This window comes from Sorangium sp. So ce119 (assembly GCF_051524405.1).
Lineage (GTDB): Bacteria > Myxococcota_A > Polyangia > Polyangiales > Polyangiaceae > Sorangium > Sorangium cellulosum_G.
The window spans coordinates 7,164,765-7,185,069 of record NZ_CP150310.1 but is presented as its reverse complement, the minus strand read 5'-3'; the positions used below and the strand labels follow the sequence as shown (position 1 = coordinate 7,185,069).

Annotated in this window: 17 protein-coding genes; 7 read left to right on the top strand and 10 right to left on the bottom strand. The window is 73.3% G+C overall.

The genetic code is table 11. From position 1 onward, the window contains the following. Positions 1-237: 237 nt before the first annotated feature. Positions 238-1,323 (bottom strand): hypothetical protein, encoded by a 1,086-nt coding sequence (locus WME76_RS27010; RefSeq protein WP_437955162.1) that lies wholly within the window; start codon positions 1,321-1,323, stop codon positions 238-240. A 3-nt stretch (positions 1,324-1,326) separates the two neighbouring features. After that, positions 1,327-2,220, bottom strand: coding sequence for a formylglycine-generating enzyme family protein (locus WME76_RS27005; RefSeq protein WP_437955161.1), 894 nt, complete (start codon positions 2,218-2,220; stop codon positions 1,327-1,329). On the opposite strand from WME76_RS27005, the gene WME76_RS27000 reads away from it, so the two are divergent. From WME76_RS27000 to WME76_RS26990, 3 genes are all read left to right on the top strand, one after another. Next, on the top strand, positions 2,207-2,695 hold the full coding sequence (locus WME76_RS27000) for a hypothetical protein (RefSeq protein ID WP_437955160.1): 489 nt from the start codon (positions 2,207-2,209) through the stop codon (positions 2,693-2,695). The two genes, WME76_RS27005 and WME76_RS27000, sit on opposite strands and share 14 nt — an antisense overlap. A gap of 377 nt (positions 2,696-3,072) precedes the next feature. Beyond that, positions 3,073-3,723, top strand: coding sequence for a DUF4351 domain-containing protein (locus WME76_RS26995; RefSeq protein ID WP_437955159.1), 651 nt, complete (start codon positions 3,073-3,075; stop codon positions 3,721-3,723). A 585-nt stretch (positions 3,724-4,308) separates the two neighbouring features. Continuing rightward, the gene (locus WME76_RS26990; protein ID WP_437955158.1) at positions 4,309-5,226 is read left to right on the top strand and encodes a hypothetical protein; all 918 of its coding nucleotides are present in this window, start codon (positions 4,309-4,311) and stop codon (positions 5,224-5,226) included. Positions 5,227-5,366: 140 nt separating this feature from the next. Here WME76_RS26990 and urtE read toward each other — a convergent pair whose 3' ends face one another. From urtE to urtA, 5 genes are all read right to left on the bottom strand, one after another. After that, positions 5,367-6,068: an urea ABC transporter ATP-binding subunit UrtE gene (gene urtE, locus WME76_RS26985; protein ID WP_437955157.1), complete on the bottom strand. Its 702-nt coding sequence runs from the start codon at positions 6,066-6,068 to the stop codon at positions 5,367-5,369. Between the two features lie 5 nt (positions 6,069-6,073). Then, positions 6,074-6,895, bottom strand: a complete 822-nt coding sequence (gene urtD / locus WME76_RS26980) for an urea ABC transporter ATP-binding protein UrtD (protein ID WP_437955156.1) — start codon at positions 6,893-6,895, stop codon at positions 6,074-6,076. A 64-nt stretch (positions 6,896-6,959) separates the two neighbouring features. Next, complete coding sequence (urtC, locus tag WME76_RS26975; RefSeq protein WP_437955155.1) at positions 6,960-8,117, bottom strand: urea ABC transporter permease subunit UrtC; 1,158 nt, start codon at positions 8,115-8,117, stop codon at positions 6,960-6,962. 14 nt (positions 8,118-8,131) lie between these two features. Beyond that, positions 8,132-9,028 carry an urea ABC transporter permease subunit UrtB gene (gene urtB, locus WME76_RS26970; RefSeq protein ID WP_437955154.1) on the bottom strand — a complete coding sequence of 299 codons (897 nt, stop codon included), beginning with the start codon at positions 9,026-9,028 and terminating at the stop codon, positions 8,132-8,134. 36 nt (positions 9,029-9,064) lie between these two features. Beyond that, positions 9,065-10,363 (bottom strand): urea ABC transporter substrate-binding protein, encoded by a 1,299-nt coding sequence (urtA, locus tag WME76_RS26965; RefSeq protein ID WP_437955153.1) that lies wholly within the window; start codon positions 10,361-10,363, stop codon positions 9,065-9,067. Between the two features lie 800 nt (positions 10,364-11,163). Here urtA and WME76_RS26960 point away from each other — a divergent pair. Continuing rightward, positions 11,164-11,847: a hypothetical protein gene (locus tag WME76_RS26960; protein ID WP_437955152.1), complete on the top strand. Its 684-nt coding sequence runs from the start codon at positions 11,164-11,166 to the stop codon at positions 11,845-11,847. A gap of 696 nt (positions 11,848-12,543) precedes the next feature. Beyond that, the gene (locus tag WME76_RS26955; RefSeq protein WP_437955151.1) at positions 12,544-13,068 is read left to right on the top strand and encodes a hypothetical protein; all 525 of its coding nucleotides are present in this window, start codon (positions 12,544-12,546) and stop codon (positions 13,066-13,068) included. Between the two features lie 144 nt (positions 13,069-13,212). Here WME76_RS26955 and WME76_RS26950 read toward each other — a convergent pair whose 3' ends face one another. The 3 genes from WME76_RS26950 to WME76_RS26940 are packed head-to-tail and all read right to left on the bottom strand — an operon-like array spanning position 13,213 to position 17,940. Next, positions 13,213-15,024 (bottom strand): hypothetical protein, encoded by a 1,812-nt coding sequence (locus WME76_RS26950; protein ID WP_437955150.1) that lies wholly within the window; start codon positions 15,022-15,024, stop codon positions 13,213-13,215. Between the two features lies 1 nt (position 15,025). Continuing rightward, positions 15,026-16,252, bottom strand: a complete 1,227-nt coding sequence (locus WME76_RS26945; protein ID WP_437955149.1) for a tetratricopeptide repeat protein — start codon at positions 16,250-16,252, stop codon at positions 15,026-15,028. A 5-nt stretch (positions 16,253-16,257) separates the two neighbouring features. After that, positions 16,258-17,940: a protein kinase domain-containing protein gene (locus tag WME76_RS26940; RefSeq protein WP_437955148.1), complete on the bottom strand. Its 1,683-nt coding sequence runs from the start codon at positions 17,938-17,940 to the stop codon at positions 16,258-16,260. A 376-nt stretch (positions 17,941-18,316) separates the two neighbouring features. Between WME76_RS26940 and WME76_RS26935 the strand changes: the two genes are divergently transcribed. Beyond that, positions 18,317-19,252 (top strand): ATP-binding cassette domain-containing protein, encoded by a 936-nt coding sequence (locus WME76_RS26935; protein ID WP_437955147.1) that lies wholly within the window; start codon positions 18,317-18,319, stop codon positions 19,250-19,252. Then, positions 19,252-20,301, top strand: a complete 1,050-nt coding sequence (locus WME76_RS26930) for an ABC transporter permease (RefSeq protein WP_437955146.1) — start codon at positions 19,252-19,254, stop codon at positions 20,299-20,301. Before WME76_RS26935 ends, WME76_RS26930 begins: the two co-directional genes overlap by 1 nt. The last annotated feature ends 4 nt before the right edge of the window (positions 20,302-20,305 follow it).

The following is a 20,305-nucleotide window of genomic DNA, read 5'->3' as shown; positions in this document are numbered from 1 at the left end:
GCCCGTGCGCAGCGGACCCCGATGTTGTTGCCGCGCGTCGACGGGTCGTTGTTGCCACGGACATACGTGGACAGGTTCGCCGCCGCGTGGTCCGAGCGAGCTCCCGTCCGGTGGCCTCCCGTCCGGTGGCCTCCCGCCCGGGGGGGCCACCGCGCGGAGATCGCGGCGCTTCAAGCTCCCGGGAGCGCGGCCGGCTGCGGGAGTCCATCGCGCGGTTCCGGAGGGCGCCGCCGCCTCTCAGAAGCTCCCTCGCGCGCCGACGACCGCGCCCGTCGGCCCGACCTGCAGCACCCCCGCGCTGACCCACCTCGGGGCCGCGCCGGTCGCCGGGCCCGGCGGCTTCGGCTCGGTCCAGTACAGCACCGCGGCCGCGCCCAGCCCGGCCAGCCCGACCCCGAATCCGATGGTGCTGATCAGGGCCATCGTGTTCCCGCTGCTCGCGGCGTCGACCCCTGTCGCGTCACAGGCCTTCTCGTCGCTCGCGCCGATCGCGCTGCCGCAGTGCTCGTCGACGGCCGCCTTCTTCCCGAGCACGAGCGCGCCCATGATCCCGCCGAGCACGATCCCCGCCGCGCCGACCCCGCCCGCCACGTAAGCGGCAGTCCGCCGGCCCCCCGGGGTCGTCGACGCGTCCGGGGCAGCCGGCGACTCCGGTGTCGTCGGCTGCGTCGCGGACTTGAGCGCTGGCGGCGTGGAGGTCGGCGGCGGCTGCGCGGGGGCGTTGGGCGCCGGTGCTTCCTTGATCTCGAGCGTCAGCGTCTTCGTCTCGCCCTCGGCGAGCGTGATGGTCTGTTCCCAGACGGGCCCTCCGGGCGCCTGGGTCGACAGCCGGTGCTCCCCCGGATCCACCGGCAGCGCGACGCCCAGCGCGGCCGCGCCCAGCGTGTTGCCGTTGCGCTTCACGACCGTGCCGGCCGGGGCGCTCGCCGGCAGCGACAGCGCGAGCCGCGGCACGCGCGGCGAGAGCCGATCGCGCTCCGTCTTCGCCGCCCTGGGTCGCTCCCCTTGACGGGCCCTCAGCGCCGGCGTCATCCGGTCGACCCAGGCCAGGTAGTTCCCGAGCTGCGTCACCGCGGTGGCGACGCGCCCCCACCGCGCCTCGCACATGGCCAGCGTGAACAGGGTGCCAGGCTGCGGATCGAGCTGCTCGCTCTCGGCGAGCGCCTTGCAGCCCGTCTCGTAGCGGCCTGCCTCCATGTCGGCGAGCCCTCGGTTGAAGAGCTCCTCCGCGGCCGCGACGTCCTGCGCCCGGGCGGGCGCGGAGAGCGAGAGCGAGCCGAGGACGACGAGGAGCGGCGTGGACCGGCGGAGCCAGGGCGTCATGTTCTAGGGTGTCCTCACGCAGCGGAATCCGATGTAACGGGTGAAGTCATTCTCGGGGTGATAGGCGCGCTCGAACTGTGTCGCCCGATCCTGGTTCCAGCCCCCGCCCCGGATCACCCGATTGAGGGTCGCCCCCGGCTCGTCCAGCTCGGCGCAGTTGACGCATGGATTGACGTAATGGTCCCTGCTGATGAACGCGTCGAGCGTCCATTCGCCCATGCTCCCCGCCAGGTCCGCGTGCCCCCACCGTCCATTACCTTTCGGCGATCTCGATCCGACAGGCGGCATGTCCGCGAACTCGCACGTGCCGGTCCCCGCCCCGAGGCAAGCATACGCCGCGTAGGTGCTGTCGATCGTCATCGAGCCCGGGGGGACCGACCACGGATGGGCTCGCTGCTCGCTCCCGCCGGCTGCCGCGTAGTTCCACTCCGCCTCGGTCGGCAGCCGGCCCCCGTCCCACGCGCAGAACGCGAACGCGAGGTGCCAGAGGGTGCAGTTCATCGGCAGGCGCTCGTTGGCGCCGGGCGCGTCGGTCCACGTGCTGAACTCGGATTCACACCGGACCGCCGTGCTCAGCCTGGCTCGGTCCGCGGGCAGGATCGCGTCCCAGTCCGGGTTCCAACCGGTTCCCGGGATCAGCGGGTGCGCGCCCGCTCCCGCCATCGGCGCGCTCTCGGGGTAGGCGTCCGCGAACATCCGGAACCTCGCCACGGTCACCTCGAATCGATCCATCTCGAAGGTGTTCACCGTGGCCGGAAGCTCGGGGTTGTTCTCCCGGTTGAAGGTCCCCCCGGGCACTTGCAGCGCTGCGCAGCAGTTCTCGTTGCCGCTCGGCCCGCACGTCGCGGCGAGCCCGCCGCAGCGTGGCCGGCACGCGCCGTCGATGCACACGGGCATCGTTCCCGTGCACGGCGGGGAGCTCTGCCACTCGCCGCTGGCGCAGCGTTGCGGTGTGTTCCCGCTGCACCTCCGCTCATCCATCGTGCACGTCCCGCCGCCGCCGGAGCTGGTCGTCGTGGTGGTGGCGGAGGTCGTGGTGGTGGCGGAGGTCGTGGTGGTGGCGGAGGTCGTGGTGGTGGCGGAGGTCGTGGTGGTGGCGGTCGTGGAGCTGGTCGCTATCGGGCCGCCCCCGCTCGCGTCTCCGCCGCTGGTGCTGGTGCTGGTGGGGCCGCCGCCGCTCGCATCGCCGCCGGTAGTGCCGGAGCTCGTCGTCGCGGTGCCGCCGCTGCCGCCGTCCCCGCCGGTGCCGGTCGTGGCCGGGCTGCCGCCGGTGCCCGCGCCGCCTTCCCCGCCGGTCCCGGTCGCCGTTGCGTCGCCGCCGGTCCCGGTCGCGTCGCCGCCGGTCCCGGTCGCGGTGCCACTGTTCAGGTAGTAGTCGTCGTCCAGCCCGACGAGCGTGCCACACCCGCCGGCCATGAAGACCGATGCTGCCCACCACCACCCCGCGCGCCTGCTGAGCATGTCGACTACTCCTACCGCTGCCGGACGGGCGCTGTCCACAGCGGCGCGACCGCGGGCGTCCTCCACCCTGACCGGCCGCACGTCGGCCCAGCATGGACCTATCCACCCGCGCTTGCGCCGGGACTGGAACGCGCGATGCGGCCGCGCCATCGCGCTTGGCACGCCATGAACAACGCAGCAGCGCCGGAACAGCCCCGGAGCTGGATGGCTGACGGATTGCCGGTGATGGTATCGCGAGGCTGCTCGTGATTCCACCGCCCCCTCGTGTCGAGCGAACCGAGGGCTGAGATGATACCCACCGATCAACCCCGGAAGCACCGCAGGTCAAAGCGCTATAGCTGGCCCGACTACGCCATGGGCGCGCGCGCCGCGCACCGCTGCCAGGTGGGCCTGCTCGCCGTCGCGCCCGACCCCCACGTCGCCGCCTGGTGCGCAGCGCCGATAGAGACCGGCATCCCCGGCTTCGTCCTGTGCCCGCCGGTGCTGGGACGCGAGGCGGTTCCGATCGTGACGGAGCCCGCGGAGGCGGCCCGCCGGCCCGAGCTGGCCGTGCTCTCCGCCCTGGCGCACGGCAGCAGCGAGCAGGGGGCGACGATCGCCGCCGCGGTGCTGCCCGCCATCCAGGAGCTCGAGGAGGACAGGGCCAGGTTCTACGGCGATCTCGTGCTAAATTCCCTGAACGAGGCGGCCCGCCGGGCGCTTGAGGTGATCATGAAGGGTTACGAGTACCAGAGCGATTTCGCCAAGAAGTACGTCGCGCTGGGCCGCCAGGAAGGAGAGCGTGCCATTCTGCTGCGGCTTTTGCGCGCTCGCTTCGGCGAGCTGCCAGACGCCGCCGTGGCCCGGGTCGAAGGGGCCGAGACCGCCGCGCTCGAGCGGTGGGCCGAGCGGGTGCTCAGCGCGAAGACCCTCGCCGAAGTGCTGGACGAACCGAGCTGAGGAAGCCGCCGGGCCGGCCGGCACGCCGGCTCGGCCCAGGGGAGCCCGCGGCGCGCGCCGCAGCCGCTCTTCGCGTCCGCTCGTTCGCGTCGAGCGAACCGAGCGCTGAGATGGTACCCGCCGAGCAACCCCGGAAGCGCCGCTGTCGAGCGAGCCGCCTGGCAGCAGGACACGCAGACTCACGCCGTTACGCGCGAGCTGCCACAATGGTGTCTCTATTTCTGCCGTGCAGAGTCGATTGTTGGAATGCACGCCTCCCGGAGCGCTGAGTTCACCTCCGCCGTGGGAAAGCTCGACGGAGGCGCGAAGCAGACCGCCCGCCGGGCGGTGGAGGCGATCGCCGCCGGTGACGTGGTCATCGCGGGGCAACCTGGCGCCCATCCCGCCTTGGTGCGCCGTCCCGCGGTTCCGCGGCGCTCCGCGGCCGCCCCGACCGCGCGGCGCAGTATCGCCCCGGGGCTCCGGGACACGGTCATGCGCTCTCACGCACTTCCGCGCAGGCACGCGAATTCATCTCTCTTTATCCGCCATGCAGAACACTTGTTCGAAGTGCATCTCCACAGGTGCGCTGATATCAACGCTGCCGTGGGCAAGCTGGACGGGTTCGCGAAGCTGACCTTCGCCGAGGTGACCCCGAGCGTCACCGCCGGCTCCGCCGTATGGCACCGGCCGCCCGAGGTCCGGCTCGAGCGCGTCCAGGCTGATGGCTACCTCCGCGTGCTGCGGCCCGACGGGCTTGCTCCCCTCGCGGCGCCCTGGCCGGTGGCGCGCTTCCATGACGAGGTGGTCGTCGAGATCAAGATGGCCGGCGACCACGTCGACATCGTGGAGCTCCAGCGCGCGCTGTTGCGCCGTCAGGCGCGCCAGGTCGAGCGCGTCGAGGAGCGCGAGCCGCCCTGGATGGGCGAGGAGCCGCTCTGGGTCGTCGCTCCCCACCTGCCGTCGTGGCTACACACCGTCCGCGCGCTGAAGCGGTTCGCCCCTGGCTGCTACCGCGTCGGTTCCTCGCCGTTTCAGTTCCTCTGGATCGCGGCCAACGAGCTGCCGCTGCGCGACGAGCTCGTGCCGTTCCTGACTGCTCGCTCGGGAAAGGCCCTCGACGACTTCGCCCGGTGGGTCGCACCGCGGCGGGATGTGGAATGGGTGATCTCCATGCTAGAATACCTGCCGATGTCACTGAAGACCCGTGAGGACTTGCTGCGACGGTTCGCCCGCGTCGACGACCCGGAGATCGAGGCGCGCAGGCAGTGGATCCTCCAGGCCCTGCTCGCCGACAGCCCGGAGGTCCGGGAGCAACTCATCGAGCAGGGGATCGAGAGGGGGATCGAGACGGGCCAGCTCACCGAGGCGCGCGCGCTGCTGCGCAGGGTGCTGGCTCGCCGCGGCTTCGCACCGACCGCGGCGATGGAGACCCGGATCGACGCCTGCTCCGAGCTGGGCACCCTGCACCGATGGCTGGACCAGGCCATGACCGCGGCCAGCGTAGAAGACGTGCTGGCATAGTGCCCATGCGCGGCCGGCGCGGCTTGCCGGTCGCGTGCCTGTGGACGTGCCGCTGCCAGCGTCGAGAGGACGTCCCAGGCGAGCCCGGCGGGCCCCGCGCAGCGCCACGCCGCGAACACCCTCGCCCTTGGCCGGCCCCCTCAGACCGCCAGGAACTCCCTTGCGATCTCGTCGTCGAACTCCTCGACCTTCCCCCGCCGCACGATCCCCCCGTTATCCATGATGAAGTACTCGCTCGCCGTCGCGAGCGCGAAATCCAGGAACTGCTCCACGAGCAGGATCGCCATGTCCCCCTGCTTCCCGAGCCCTCTGATCACCTCCCCGATCTCCTGCATGATCGACGGCTGGATCCCCTCCGTCGGCTCATCCAGCAAGAGGAGCTTCGGCTTCCGCAGCAGCACGCGCGCGAGCGAGAGCTGCTGTTGCTGACCGCCGCTCAGCGTCCCCGCCGCCCGCGCCTGGAACTTCTTGAGGATGGGGAACATCTCCATCATCTCCTCCAGCGCCGCCGGGCTCGGCGTGGGATCGCTCTTCGCCTCGAAGCCCATCAGCAGGTTCTCTCGCACCGTCAGGTAGGGGAAGATCCCTCGCCCCTGCGGCACATAGCCGATCCCCGCGCGCGCCCTGTCGCTCGGCGACCTCGTCGTGAGGTCCGTCCCGTCGAGCGCCACCTTCCCGCGCCGCGGCTTCAGCACGCCCATGATCGCCTTGAGCAGCGTCGTCTTGCCGACCCCGTTGCGGCCCAGCAGGCACGACACCCGGCCGGGCGCGACGTCCAGGCTGACCTGCGACAGGATGCAGCTCTCCTCGTAATAAACCGCGAGATCCTCGACAACCAGCATGCTCTTTACCGCTCCTCCGCCGCCGCCGTGGCCGCCGCGCCTCTGCCCGCGCGCGCCGCGTCGTGCGCCCGACCGAGGTACACCTCGATCACCTTCGCGTTGCCCTGGACCTCCTCGACCGGCCCCTCGCACAGCCTCCTGCCGGCGTGCAGCACCGTCACCGTGCTGGCGTAGCGCCGCACGAACTCCATGTCGTGCTCCACCACCAGCACCGACCGGTGCCTCGCGATCTCCTGCACGAGCTCCCCCGTGCGGTCCCGCTCGCGCCGCGTCATCCCCGCCACCGGCTCGTCGAGCAGCAGCAGCTTCGGCTGCTGCACGAGCAGCATGCCGATCTCCAGCCACTGCCGCTCCCCGTGCGCCAGCACCGCGGCCCGCACGTCCGCGCGCCGCCGGAGCCCGATCCGGTCGAGCGTCTCGGAGATCTCCTTCTCCTGCGCCGCCGAGAGCCCGCGGAGCAGCCCCGGCGCGCTCTCCCGGAAGCCCAGCGCCGCCTCGAGGTTCTCGAGCACCGTGAGGCTGCCGAACACCGCCGGCGTCTGGAACTTCCGCCCGATGCCGAGCCGGACCAGGGCGTGCTCCGGCTGGCGCTGCACCTCGACGGCCTCTCGCCCCGACTCCCCACCTCCGAAGAACACCACCCGTCCGCTCGACGGCCGCGTCCTGCCGGTGAGGATGTCGAGCAGCGTCGTCTTGCCCGCGCCGTTCGGCCCGATCAGGAACCTGAGCTCCCCGCGCTGGATCGAGAAATCGAGCCCGTCCAGCACCTTGAAGCCGTCGAAGCTCACCGTCACCTCTTGGACCTCGACGATGTTGCCGCGGCTCATGACATCGCTCCTCGCTTGATCCCCGCTCATCTCGGCGCTTCTCCCCGTGTTCCCCATGTCCCGCTCAGCGCCCGGTCGTCGCCGGCGCCTCGGCGCGCGCCGCCTCGACCTCGTCCGCGCTCTCCGCCCCGGCCGCCGCGGCGTCGCCCCGCGCGCCCGCCTCGCCGCGCGCGTCGCGGCGCCCGAGCCTCGCCGCATGACGCCGCACGAAGCCGGCCACGCCCGTCGGGAGCAGCATGACCGACGCCGCGAACAGCGCGCCGAAGGCGAGCTGCCACACCTCGGGGTACGACTCGCTCAGCGCGCTCTTGCCCAGGCTCACCACGATCGCCCCGAGGATCGCGCCGATCAGCGTGCCGCGCCCGCCGACCGCCACCCAGGTCACCATCTCGACCGACGGCATCACCCCCATCGACGACGGCGAGATGAGCCCGACCTGGCAGACGAACAGCGCCCCCGCGACGCCGGCCATGCCCGCCGACAGCGCGAACACCAGCGTCTTCAAGGTGACCGGGTTGTAGCCGAGGAAGCGCACCCGGTTCTCGTCGTCGCGCATCGCCACGAGCAGCCGCCCGAAGCGCGATTGCGTGAGCCGCCGGCAGAGGAGGTAGAGCGCCCCCAGGCAGAACAGCGTCACGAAGTAGAGCACCGTCTGCGTCGCGGCCGCGCCCCGCGCGAACCCGAAGATCGTCTTCAGGTTCGTGATCCCGTTCGTGCCGCCGGTGATCGCCTGCTGGCCGATGAAGAGGATCGACGCGATCAGCGTGAGCCCCTGGGTGATCAGCGAGAAATACACCCCCTGGACGCGGCTCCGGAACACGAGGTATCCGACCGCCGCCGCGATCGCCATCGGCACGATCACCACGGCGCAGAGCGCCACGACCGGCGACCGGAACGGCTCCCAGAAGAGCGGCAACGCCGTGAGGCCGCTCCAGCTCATGAAGTCGGGCAGCTTCGCGCCGGACGTCTCCAGCTTGAGGTACATCGCCATCGCGTAGCCGCCGAGCCCGAAGAAGAGCCCCTGCCCGAGGCTCAGCATGCCGCCGTAGCCCCAGATGAGGTCGAGCCCGAGCGCGACGATGGCGAACGTGAGGAACTTGCCGAGCAGGTTCAGGCGGAAATCCGAGAGCACGAGCGGCGCGGCGAGCAGCGGGAGCGCCAGGGCGAGCGGCGCTCCCCAGGTCCAGACGAGGGTGCGAAGGGTGGAGTCTCGAGGGGCCATGTCCGTGTCCTCTTCTATCGGGTGCGCAGGGCGAGCAGGCCTGTCGGCCGCCACTGCAAAAAGGCGATCACCAGCGCGAACACGAGCGCCTTGCCGAGCGACGCGGTCGTCGAGAGCTCGAGCAGCGTGTTCGCCACGCCGATGACGAGCGCCGCCACCACCGTGCCGGGCAGCCGCCCGAGGCCCCCGAGGATGACCACCATGAAGGCGTCGACGATGTAGTTCGTCCCGAGCGACGGCCCGATCGAGCCGAGCTGCGTCAGCGCGCAGCCCGCGACCCCGGCGAGCCCCGCCCCGAGCGCGAACGTCGCCGCGTCGACCCGGCGCGCGCGCACGCCGAGGCACGCGGCCATCTCCCGGTTCTGCATCACGGCCCGCAGCCGCCGGCCGCCGGCCGAGCGGTGCAGGTACGTGTAGACCGCGACGATGCACGCGATCACGAGCGCGATGAGGAAGACGCGCTTGTAGGGGAACTGCACCCCGTCCGAGAGCGCGACGCCGCCGCTCAGCCACGACGGGCTCGAGACCTGCACGTTCGACGCGCCGAACAGGCTGCGCGCCGCCTGCTGCAGCACGAGGCCGACGCCCCACGTGGCGAGCAGCGTGTCGAGCGGCCTGCCGTAGAGGAAGCGCACGATCGAGAGCTCGAGCGCCAGCCCGAGCACGCCGGCCACGAGGAACGAGGCCGGCAGCGCGAGCAGGAACCAGACCCCGGCCTCCGTCCCCCCGACGAGCGGCGCAAGGTGCTGCCCGATGACGTACGTCGTGTAGGCCCCTGCCATGATGAACTCGCCATGGGCCATGTTGATCACGTTCATCAGGCCGAACGAGAACGCGAGGCCCATCGAGATGAGCAGGAGGATCGAGCCCAGGCTGAGGCCGTTGAAGGCGTGGAGGAGGACTTCGTTCATCGGAAGCACCAAGCAGGTTGAGGCCGCGCCGCCGCGCTACTTCGCGGCCAGCTCCTTCGCCCAGGGGAACGCGGTGAGGTACGGGTCCGGCTGGACCGGCTTGCCCGTGCTCCACACCTCGTCGATGAGGCCGTCTTGCCGCACCTTGCCGATGCGCACCGTCTTCCAGGTGTGCTGGGTCTTCCCGTCGAGCCGGACCGGGCCCTCGGGCGCGGCGTACTCGATGCCTCCGGCCTGCACGGCCTCCTTCACCTTGGCGACGTCGGTCGACTTCGCCTTCTCGACGGCCATCTTCCACAGGAAGACCCCGAAATAGCCCGCCTCGATGGGATCGTCCGTGACGCGCGCGGCGCCGTACTTGGCCTTGTACGCCTCGACGAACTTCTTGTTCTCGGGGGTGTCGGTGGTCTGGTAGTAGTTCCACGAGACGAGGTGTCCGGCGATGTTGTCGGCGCCGATGCCGCGCACCTCCTCCTCGGCGACGCTCACCGAGAGGACCGGCAGCTTCTCGGCGGTGTAGCCGGCGTCCTTGAACTGCTTGAAGAACGCCACGTTGCTGTCGCCGTTCAGCGTGTTGAAGATCGCGTCCGGCTTCGCCGCGCCGATCTTGCTGATGATCGTGCTGACCTCGGTCCCGCCGAGCGGCAGGTACTCCTCGCCGGCGAGCTCGCCGCCCTTCGCCGCGAGCTGCGCCTTGATGATCTTGTTGGCCGTACGCGGAAAGACGTAGTCGGAGCCGAGCAGGTAAATGCGCTTCTTGCCCTTCTCGAGCAGGTAGTCGACCGCGGGGACGATCTGCTGGCTCGGCTCGGCGCCGGTGTAGAAGATGTTCGGCGACTGCTCCAGGCCCTCGTACTGGACGGGGTAGAACAGGAGGCCGTTCAGCTCCTCGAACGAGGGGAGCATCGCCTTGCGGCTCGCGCTGGTCCACCCGCCGAACACGACCGCCACGCCGTCCTGCTGGACGAGCTTCCTGGCCTTCTCGTTGAACGTCGGCCAGTCGCTGGCGCCGTCCTCGATGACGGGCGTGAGCTGCTTGCCGAGGACGCCGCCCGCCTTGTTGATCTCCTCGATGGCGAGGAGCGTCGCGTCCTTCACCGCCACCTCGCTGATCGACATGGTGCCGCTCAGCGAGTGGAGCACGCCGACCTTGATGGTGGCGCCATCCGACGCGGCCGCCGCGGGCGCCCCGGGCGAGGCCCCCGGCGCGGGCGCCTCCTCGCCCTCCTTCTCGCACGCGGAGAGCAGGGCCGCGCCGGCGAGGGCCGCCGCCGCGATGCAGAGCGCCCGCCGCCTCGAGGGGCCCGCCGCCGGCCGCTCCTCAACAACGTCCATCCCAGACGTGAACTTGTTCAACGCATCCTCCTTGGGTGCCGGGAGCCCGTTCAATGCCCTGCATCGACGCGGCGCGGCGAATCGACTGCACAAGAGCCGTTGTGAAGCTCGGGAGTCAGCGACTGCGCTGTGAGACTCCCGGCTGAGCGCCGAAGGCCCGCCCTGCCCAGCAGGGATCGGCCCTCGGACAGGGGGCCAACGACACGACGTCGTGGTGAAATGTCTTATGCCGAGCGCCATGTTTCCTCGAGGTTTCGTCGAGGTGAATTGTCGACCGGCCCGGCGACGCCGCGCGATTTCCGGCGGCTGTTTGGATTCTCGATCACAAAGCGAATCTCGCGCTCCTTCCTCGTCACCGCTCGTCACCGCTCGTCACCGCTCGTCATCGCCTCCGGTTCCGTCGCGAGCGGGGCGCGCGTGGGCGGGGCCGGGAGGGGGCCGCGCACCCGCGCCCGGACAGGCCCAGCGGATCAACGGTGTCGCTCGCCGCGCGCCGGTGTGTCGCTGTGGGGAGCTCTGGCCGCCGCGCGCACGAGCGCTGAGCCCTCCGGCGCTGTCGTGATGAGGTGTGCCCTCCAGTGCAGTGAAAAACTTGTATCAAGAGCGGTAGAGGCCGAGTACACTGATGGACGCTGTCTGTGCCCTGTGCTCGGTCGACACGGAGGGCAGGCGGGGTGGAGCGTATGAGAAGCACGAGTCAACTGCCCGGTGAGACGGATCGACGATCTGCGGGCCCTGGCGGCGGCGGCGCCGCGGCGCCGAGCAGCGCGGCGTCCGGGCCGCGGGACGAGAATTCGGTGGTGATCTCCCTGAGCGCGCTGCTCGCCGTGGAGGAGGCGGCCGCCGACAAGGCCGCCGTCGCGCGGGCCCATCACGGGGCGAAGGGCTCCGGGATGGTGGATATCCACGGCATGGATGCCGGCGAGGAACAGCAGCGCAGCAGCTACCTGGATCTCTTTCCGTTCGGCGCCCCCGCCGAGTTGCCGGCGTTCAGGCCACCGGAGCTCACGCCCGTGCCGTCCGAGGTCCCGATCGACCTGCGCCCCCCGCGGCCGCGGCGGGCGGCGATCGTGCGTCTGGGCGCCATGGGCCTCGTCGGCGCCGCCGTCGTCGCCAGCGCGGTGTGGCTCGGCGCCCCGCGCGAGACGCTCCGCGCCGCCGCGCAGCCCGGCGTGCGGCACGCAGCGGGCGCGGCGCTGGCGCAGCTGCCCAGGGTGGAGGAGAAGCCCGCGGCCGCGGCGGCGCCCCCGGCCAGGCAGGCCGACAAGGCGCGCGATCGCGCCGCGCGCGGGGCCAAGGCGCGGCCCGCCGCCCCGTCCGGCGGAGACAAGGCGGCCGCGAAGCGCACCGCCGAGACCCGCGCCCCGGCGGCCACGGCCGCGGCCGCCGCGCCGCCGCCGAGCCAGGGCGGCGCGCGCGCGGCGGGCGACCCCTGCAAGGGCGATCTCGACTGCGCCATGCGGCGCGCCCTCGGCGGCTCGTAGCCGCGCCAGCGCCTCTCGTCGGCTCGTCGCCTCGCCAGCGCCTCTCGTCGGCTCGTCGCCTCGCCGACCCATGCTCTCCACGCCCGCCCGAGCTCGCACAAGCGACGCGCGACACCGCACCAGCGAGCTCTGCTGCCCCGCTCCTGAGCATTCCCTCAAATTCATCGGAGAAATTCACAGGGAGGCGGGGAGGCGGGGGAGGAAAATCTTCAAATACTCCCCGCCTCCCCGCCTCCCCGCCTCCCCGCCTCCCTGTTGAATTTCTCCTCTGAAAAGGGCTGCAAAATAAGGGGATTCCTTAGGCCCCGCTCCTGTCGTGCCCTCTCGTCTGTCGAGCGCGCCTGAGCTCGCCAGTCCTCTGGAGAGCAGGTTATCCACGCAGTGGCGCTCGATCCCCCGCGATACGACCGTGCTAGCGTGTGCTTCTGCTGGAAAATGCCGTTGATGGCTGAATCGTGCGCACGCGCGCCTACTTCACGCACAGCTTGCGTGAACGTGCGCACCTCGCGTGTTCCGAGCGGCGCATGGGCGCAGCGGTGAGCACGCGGCAGATACCATCACGAAAATTTATGGTGTAGGAACAGAACCCGGCGCCCACGGCGGCGCTGAAGTGCAGAGGAAGGGCTGCCGGGCGGCGTCGCTCGACGTGTCCTTCATCACGAGCATCGCAACTCTTCTTGGTTGGAGGATGAACTCATGAAGACCCTTGGTTTTGCGGCGATCCTGGTCAGCGTGTGCGCGATGGCGGCATGTACGGTCAACGGCGGCAGCGGCTCGGGCGGCGCCGGCGGCGACGACGGCGAGGGCGGCTCGGATGCCTCCACGACCACCTCTTCCACCACCACGGGAGGTGGCGAGGGCGGTGAGGGGGGCGGGGATGTGACCAACGAGTGCACCCCTCTCGAGTTCGAGGAGTGCGTGACGTGCTGTCAGGACGCGAACTCCGCTGAGGTGGAGGCCCTCACCAAGCTGACCTTCTGGCATTGCGGTTGCGAGGCGACCATCCGGTGCGCCCAGTACTGCGACACCACGGATGAAGCGACCGACGTCTGCGGGGAAGACGGGGTGGTGAACATGGAGGTGGACAACCTCGACTGCGAGACGTGCGTCATCGAGGAGTCGGCCCCGGTGGACTCCGAGTGCTACGACGCCGCCTACACGGCCTGCGGCGAGGCCGACGACTGCCAGGCGCTCACCGCGTGCTCCGACACCTGCGAGTGATCTCCCGCGCTCCGGCATGACCGGGCAGGACAGGCGGCCTCTCCCAGGTCGCCTGTCGTGCTTTGTGGGCCTGACGCGACGTGGGCTCCGGGCCCGGCCGCGCTCTCCCGCGAGTCGCCGGCGCCGCGCGGCGCTCCGGGCGCGCTACGGCGCCATCCGGACCATCAGGATGTCGGCAGCCGCCGACGTCGCGGGGGCGCCGTCGAGATCGACGCTCCCCTCCACCGTCCCCGCGAGCAGGACGTGGCCGCGGTCCGCGAAGGCCGCGACGCCGGCCGCGGACCGGCTCCCGCCGCTCGCCCCCGCGCCGGGGCCGAGCCGCTTGCTCCACACGTGGCGCCCCTCGGCGTCGAGCCGCGCCACCACGATGTCGCTGCCGCTGCTGCCGTCGCCGCCGCCGTCGAGCGGGCCGCCGCCGAGATCGGTCGGCCCGCCGACGTCGCCGGCGAAGACGAGCCCGCCGTCCGCCGCGAGCGCGACGCGCGGCGGCCGCTCCGCCCGGTAGGACCGGCTGAAGCGGTGCTCCCGCGCGACCCCGAGCTCGACAACGAACGCCGACGCGCCCTCCGAGAACAGCGTGCTGCTGCCCAGATCGAGCAGCCCCTCGAACGTCCCGCTCAGCGCGATCTCGCCGCCCGGCCCGACCTCGACGTCACCCCCGTGCTGCTGGCGGCCGTCGCCGAACGAGAGCGACGCGATGTGATCGCCGCGCTCGTCGAGCTTGGCCAGGAACACGTCGCTCATCCCGGCCGACGAGAGCCGGGGCGCCTCCTCGCCGAACTGGACCTCGCCCTCGAAGCTCCCCGTCAGGACCACCTCCCCGCGCGCGTCCACGGCCACGCCGGTCGGCTCCTGCGTCCCCGGGCCCCCGAACACCCGGGTCCAGAGCGGCAGGCCCCCCACGCTGAGCCGGGTCACCGCCACGTCGCTCCCGCCCGGCTCCGTCACCGCCAGCGCGACGACGACCTCGCCCGCCGCCGACACCGCGATGTCCTGCGGCCTGCCGAGGGGGAGCACCGCACCCCAGCGCACCGCGCCCGCGGCGTCGAGCTTCACCACGAACCCGCGCGGCGCGGACGTGGTGAGCCCGGCGGCGCCCAGCACCCCGTCGAGCTCGCCGGTGATCACGATCCCGCCCGCCGGGTCCACCGCGAGCCCCTGGAGCGAGCCTTGCCCCTCGTCGATGAGCCGCTTCGTCCACACGACGGCGCCGTCCGCCGCGATCTGCGCGACGAAGACGTCCCGCTCGGCGCCGGTCGCGATCGGGCCGGCGCCGAGGTCGAGCGAGCCCTCGAACTCGCCGCCCAGGATCGCGACGCCGCCGCTGCCCGCGGCGAGCGCGCGCGCCCGCTCCTGGCCGGCGCCGCCGAGGAGCCCGCCCGGCGCGCCGGGGAGCAGCGCGCCGCAGTCCCCTCCGCCGCTGCAGTCCTCGTCGGCCGGCGTCGTGCAGTCCTCGGCGCGCGGCGTGACCTCGCCGGCGCACGCGCCCCACAGGCCGTCGGCCCCGCACGCGCGCTGGCCGGCGCTGCACGCGCCGACCCCCGCGGTCCCCGGCGGCCCGCCGTAGGGGCACGCCTCGACCGCCCCGGGGGCGCAGGTGCAGGCGTCGCCGGCCGCGGAGCCGCCCGGGCCGTCGCCGCTCCCGTCCGGCTCGTCGACCGCGCCGTCGCAGTCGTCGTCGGCCGCGTTGCCGCAGCGCTCGGGCGCGGGCGTGACCTCGCCCTCGCAGGGACCGTAGCCGTCGCCGGCGGCATTGCAGCGCCGGAGGCCGGTCAGGCAGGCGCCGACGCCCTCGGTCGCCGGCGGCCCGCTGTAGCAGACGACAGCCGAGAGCGGCTCGCAGGGCTCCTCGACGAGGTTGCCGTCCTCCAGCCCGAGCAGCGTGTTGCACCCGGCGCAGCCGAGCGCCACGAGCGAGAGCTGCTTGCCGATCCCGAGCGGTCCGCGCGCGCCCATGTCAGTACCTCCCGCCCACGACGAGCGAAAACGCGCCGGGGCCGACCGAGGCGGCGGCCGTGGTCGGGGCCGCGCTGCGGCGCGCGGGCGCGCTCGCCGGCGCGGGCGCGGGCCGGGACGGCGCGGTCCAGAGCAGCACGCCGGCCGCGAGCAGCGCGGCCGCGCCGGCCGAGAACGCGATCGTCGACGCGGTGCCGGCCTCCTGCGCGTCCGCCCGCAGCGCGACCCCGGCCGCGTCGCAGCGGTTCCGCGCGTCGCAGTGGCCCTTGTTCGAGGCGTCCCGGCGGGCGATCGCCTGCGCGCCGAACACGGCGCCGACGCCGAGCCCGACGAGGCCCGCGCCGCCGGTCGTGAGCGCGAGCACCCGCTGGGCGCGCCCGACGCCGTCGCCGCCGTCGCCGCCGCGCTGGCCGGCGATCGAGATGACAGGGAGCGCCTGCTTCCGGGGGCCCGGCGGCGCCGCGGCGAGCGCGCGCGCGGGCGGTTCCGGCTCCAGGGCGGGCACGTCGACGACCACGCGCGCGCCGCCCGGCGGCACGGCGCGCGCGAGCGACCAGCGCCGCCTGCCGGGCGCGCGGGCCTCGATCGTGTGCGTCCCCGGGTCGACCGGGAGCGCCTGCCCCCACTGCGCGGGCAGGACGAGCACGCCGTCCCGCCGGATCTCCAGCCCCGGCGCGGCGCCCGCCGCGGGCACCGCGATCTCCATCCGCGAGAGCCGCGGCTCGAGCGCCCCCGCGAGCGCCGCCGCGCGCGCCGCGCGGGGATCGCCCGCGCTCTTCGCGATGGCCGCAGCCTCGCTGAAGACGTTCCAGGCGCTCGCGGTCCTGTCCGCGCGCGCGAGGCACTCGCCGAGCCGCAGGAGGAGGTTGATCGCCGTCGGATCGAGCGTCCGCCCCTGCTCGAGCACGGCGCACGCCTCGGCCGTGCGCCCCGTGTCGAGGAGCTGCGTCGCGACCTGGTACAGCGCGAGCACCTGCTCCTTGTGCCCGGCGCCGGGCGAGCTCGCGCCGGTCTGGCCGGCGCTGCCCTGGCCCGCGCCGCCCTGGATGGCGCCGGTCTGGCCCGCGCCGGGCAAGCTCGCGTCGCTCTGGCCCGCGCCGGGCAGCTTCACGCCGGGCTCGCCGGCGGCGCCGCTCGCCGGCGCGACGGACAGCGACAGCGCCGCGAGCGCGCAGGCGACCCCGCGCGGGAGCGAGCAGCGGACCGTCGTTCGAGCTCGTCGGCGCATGGCGATCACCAGGGGCTGTCCGACGCGCCCGCCGGCGCGCCCTCCGCGCTGCGGCCGGGCGCCTCGACGGGCGCCGGGGCGCCGCCGCCGGCCCGCGGCGCCGCGGCCGCCGGTGCCGCCCCGGCAGCCGCGGGGGCGACGGGCGCCGGCGAAGGCGCTTCCTGCGGAGCCGCGTCCTGGCGCGCCGCGGAGGCCGCCCTGGGCGCGCCGCCCGCGGGCGCGGGGCGCTCCTGTCGATCCGGCCGCCCCGGCCGCCCCTGCGGCTCCCCGGGGCCGCCCGTGGGCCCCGACGCGACCGCCGCGCGCGCGGGCGTGCGCTGCGTCCGCTCGGAGCCCGCCCGCGCGGGCTGCGCGGCCCTCGCCGGCAGGACGAGGCCGACCGCGTCGCACGCGGCCGCGGGCGCCTCCCGGGCGGCGTCCCCGAGGGGCGCGCCGGCCGCGCTCCCGGCGCCGCCGTGCAGCGCGCCGTCGGCCGCGTGCGACGCCAGCGGCCCGGCGGCCATCGGGGTCGCCTGCGGCGCCTCGGCGAGCCCCTGCGGCACGCCGGCGAGCCGCTGCGCGCCGGCGCCGTCGGCCCAGGTGGACCCCGCCGCGCCCGGCCACCCGGACGGCAGCACCGCCGCGGCCAGCGCGGCGCTCGCGGAGAAGGCGCCGGCCGCGGCCGCGATCCACGCCCGCCTCGGCCGGCGGGGCTCGATCCTCTTCGTTTCGGGCGGCTGGACGGCGGTCGTGGGCGGCCCCTCGTCCAGCCACGTGAACGTCGGCTGGCTCCGGTGCACCGCCGTGGGCAGCGTCGCGTCGGGCGGCCCGCACAGCGCGAACGGCGCGAGCGCCACGGCGAGCTCGCGGGCCGACGCCGGGCGGCGTGCCCGGTTCTTCTCGAGGCAGCGCATCACGATCTCCTCGAACCCCTCGGGCAGATCGGCGCGCGCGCTCCGGAGCGGCCGCGGCGCCTGCTCCGACACGACCAGGACGAGCTGCTCCAGCGTCTCCGCGCCGAACGGCAGCGTGCCGCTCACGAGCTGGTAGAGCACGACCCCGAGCGCCCAGAGATCCGCGCGCAGGTCGACGTCCTTGGGCGTGAGCATCTGCTCGGGCGCCATGTAGCGGCGCGAGCCCATGACCGACCGCGCGGTCGTCATCTCGAGCCCGTCGTCCTCGGGCTTCGCGCACGTGAACTTCGCGACGCCGAAGTCGAGCACCTTGACGAGCGGCGTGCCGTCGGTCCGGTACGTCAGGAACAGGTTCGCGGGCTTCAGGTCCCGGTGCACCATCCCGAGCGCGTGCGCCTCGGTGAGGGCGACGCAGGCCTGACGGACGTACTCCGCCGCCTCCTCGACCGGGAGCCGCCCGCGGCGCTCCACGATCGAGCGGAGATCGTTGCCCGACAGGTGCTCCATCACGATGAACGGCACCGGCAGCCCGGTCCCGTGCCGCGGCGCGAGCGAGCCGAGGTCGTAGACCCGCGGCACGTGCTCGGTCTTCAGCCGGAACATCCCGCGCGCCTCGCGCTGGAACCTCCTCAGGAGCGCCGCGTTGTTGCAGTACTCCGCCCGCATGAACTTGATGGCCACGAGCTCGCCCAGCGACAGGTGCCGCGCCGCGACCACGGCCCCCATCCCGCCGATCCCGAGCAGCCGCTCGACCCGGTAGCGGTCCGCGATGACCTCGCCGCAGTGCACCGGCACCACTCCCTCTTCATCGCTCACCACGCGCCCCCCAACTCCGTCGCTCAGAGATTGCAGATCGGCCAGGCCACGATCTCGAACCGGATGTTCCTTGCAGGGCCACGCTCGACGCGCTTGCCGCAGGTGTCTGGCGAGATTCGATTCTCCGGAGAGGCAAGGCGTCGCGTCGACTGTCGAATTTTCCGGCGCACCTGTGGGCGCGTGGAGGTGCCCTTCGTTCGTCGAGGGCGCTCCGCGGCGCGCCTCCGCCCCGCGCGCGCAGGCCGCCTCCGCCCCGCGCGCGAGGCAGCGTCGAGGCCGGGCCGAGGACGCCCGCGCGGCGCCTCGATCGAGGGCGCGGGTTCCTTTTCGCCATGCGCTGCGATACACGCGTGCCGTGTCCGCCTCTCCCGCCCTGGTCTGCCGCGGTCTGGTCAAGCGCTACGGCGACGTCGTGGCCGTGAACGGGCTCGACCTCGAGGTGCGGCGCGGCGAGTGCTTCGGCCTGCTCGGCCCGAACGGCGCGGGCAAGACGACCACGGTGGAGATCCTCGAGGGGCTGACCCGGCCCGACGCCGGCGACGTCGAGGTGCTGGGCGAGCGCTGGGTCGGGGACGGCATCGCGCTGCGCCGGCGGCTCGGCATCCAGCTCCAGGAGACGCGCTTCCCGGACAAGCTCCGCGTGGGCGAGGTGATCGCGCTGTTCCGCAGCTTCTACCCGCGCGGGCTCGACCCGGCGGAGGCGCTGCGCCGCGTGTCCTTGCAGGAGAAGTCGGGCGCGTACGTGCGCGGGCTGTCGGGCGGGCAGAAGCAGCGGCTGTCGCTCGCGTGCGCGCTCGCGGGCGACCCCGAGGTGCTCTTCCTCGACGAGCCGAGCACCGGCCTCGACCCGGCGTCGCGCCGCGAGATCTGGGCCGTCGTCGAGGACCTGAAGGCGCGCGGTCGCACCGTCCTGCTGACCACGCACTACATGGAAGAAGCCGCGCGCCTCTGCGATCGGGTGGCGATCGTCGATCGCGGGCGGCTGCTCTCGCTCGGCACGCCGGCGGCGCTCGTCGCGTCGCTGGGCGCCGAGCACGTCGTGGAGGTCGAGGTGGACGGGGAGATCGCCGAGGAGGAGCTCGGGGCGCTGCCCGGGGTGGAGGCCGTGCGCGCCGCGCAGGGGGCGCTGCGGCTGACGGTGCGCGACGTGGCGCGCGTGCTCCCGCCGCTGCTCGCGCTGTGCGCGGCGGGCGGGGTCGAGGTGCGGCGGCTCACGACCCAGCACGCGAGCCTCGAGGACGTGTTCATGGCGCTCGCCGGGCGGAAGCTCGCGGGCGAGGAGGCGGCGTGATGGCGTGGCTCCGCTCGCTGCGCGGCGCGCCGCTCGCGCTTCTCATCCGGGCGCGGGTGGCGGAGTTCCTGCGCGAGCCCGAGGCGATCTTCTGGATGCTCGTGTTCCCGATCCTGATGTCGTCGGCGCTGGCCGTCGCGTTCAGGAGCCAACCGGCGGAGCCGGTGCTGGTGGGCGTCGAGGCGGGCGTCCACGCCGAGCCGCGGCGCGCGGCGCTCGAGGCCGCGGGGCAGGTCGTGGCGACGGTGGTCCCGCGGGAGCAGGGGCGGCAGGCGCTCCGGGCCGGCAAGGTGTCGCTGGTCGTGCTCGCCACCGATCCGCCCACGTACTGGTACGATCCGACGCGGCCGGAGAGCCGCATGGCGCGGCTCGAGGTGGACCAGGCGCTCCAGCGCGCGGCGGGGCGCGCGGACGCGTTCCAGCCGGCGGCGCTCGAGATGACCGAGCGGGGGTCGCGCTACATCGACTTCCTTGTGCCCGGGCTGCTCGGCATGAACCTGATGATGACCGGGCTCTGGGCGATCGGCTTCGCGATCGTGCAGCAGCGCATCGGCAAGCTCATGAAGCTGTTCGCCGCGGCGCCGGTGCGGCGCTGGCACCTGCTCGTGACCCACCTCGGGGCGCGGCTCGTGTTCCTGGCGATCGAGGTCGTGGCCCTGCTCCTGTTCGCGTGCCTCGTGCTCGGCGTCCCGATCGCCGGCTCGCTCGCCGCGCTCGCGCTGGTCGTCGTGGTCGGCGCGCTGTCGTTCGTCGGCATGGGCCTGCTCATCGCGGCGCGGCCGCGGACCCTGGAGGGCGTCTCGGGCCTGACGAACCTGGCGCAGTTCCCGATGTGGATCTTCTCCGGCATCTTCTTCTCGACCGAGCGCTTCCCCGACGCGATCCAGCCCTTCATCCAGGCGCTGCCCCTCACCGCGCTGAACGACGCGCTCCGCGGCGTGATGCTCGAGGGCGCGACGCTCGCCGCGCTCGCGCCCGAGCTCGCGGTGATGGCCGCCTGGGGCGTTGTCTCCTTCGCGCTGGCCCTGAAGCTCTTCCGCTGGCAGTAGCCCG

Coding starts and splice junctions, on each gene's coding strand:
- WME76_RS26950 (WP_437955150.1), bottom strand. CDS start 15,024: ATGGGCGCGCGCGGACCGCTCGGGATCGGCAAGCAGCTCTCGCTCGTG.
- WME76_RS26995 (WP_437955159.1), top strand. CDS start 3,073: ATGATACCCACCGATCAACCCCGGAAGCACCGCAGGTCAAAGCGCTAT.
- urtB (WP_437955154.1), bottom strand. CDS start 9,028: ATGAACGAAGTCCTCCTCCACGCCTTCAACGGCCTCAGCCTGGGCTCG.
- WME76_RS27010 (WP_437955162.1), bottom strand. CDS start 1,323: ATGACGCCCTGGCTCCGCCGGTCCACGCCGCTCCTCGTCGTCCTCGGC.
- urtD (WP_437955156.1), bottom strand. CDS start 6,895: ATGAGCCGCGGCAACATCGTCGAGGTCCAAGAGGTGACGGTGAGCTTC.
- WME76_RS27000 (WP_437955160.1), top strand. CDS start 2,207: ATGCACACGGGCATCGTTCCCGTGCACGGCGGGGAGCTCTGCCACTCG.
- WME76_RS27005 (WP_437955161.1), bottom strand. CDS start 2,220: ATGCCCGTGTGCATCGACGGCGCGTGCCGGCCACGCTGCGGCGGGCTC.
- urtE (WP_437955157.1), bottom strand. CDS start 6,068: ATGCTGGTTGTCGAGGATCTCGCGGTTTATTACGAGGAGAGCTGCATC.
- urtC (WP_437955155.1), bottom strand. CDS start 8,117: ATGGCCCCTCGAGACTCCACCCTTCGCACCCTCGTCTGGACCTGGGGA.
- WME76_RS26955 (WP_437955151.1), top strand. CDS start 12,544: ATGAAGACCCTTGGTTTTGCGGCGATCCTGGTCAGCGTGTGCGCGATG.
- urtA (WP_437955153.1), bottom strand. CDS start 10,363: ATGGACGTTGTTGAGGAGCGGCCGGCGGCGGGCCCCTCGAGGCGGCGG.
- WME76_RS26930 (WP_437955146.1), top strand. CDS start 19,252: ATGGCGTGGCTCCGCTCGCTGCGCGGCGCGCCGCTCGCGCTTCTCATC.
- WME76_RS26945 (WP_437955149.1), bottom strand. CDS start 16,252: ATGCGCCGACGAGCTCGAACGACGGTCCGCTGCTCGCTCCCGCGCGGG.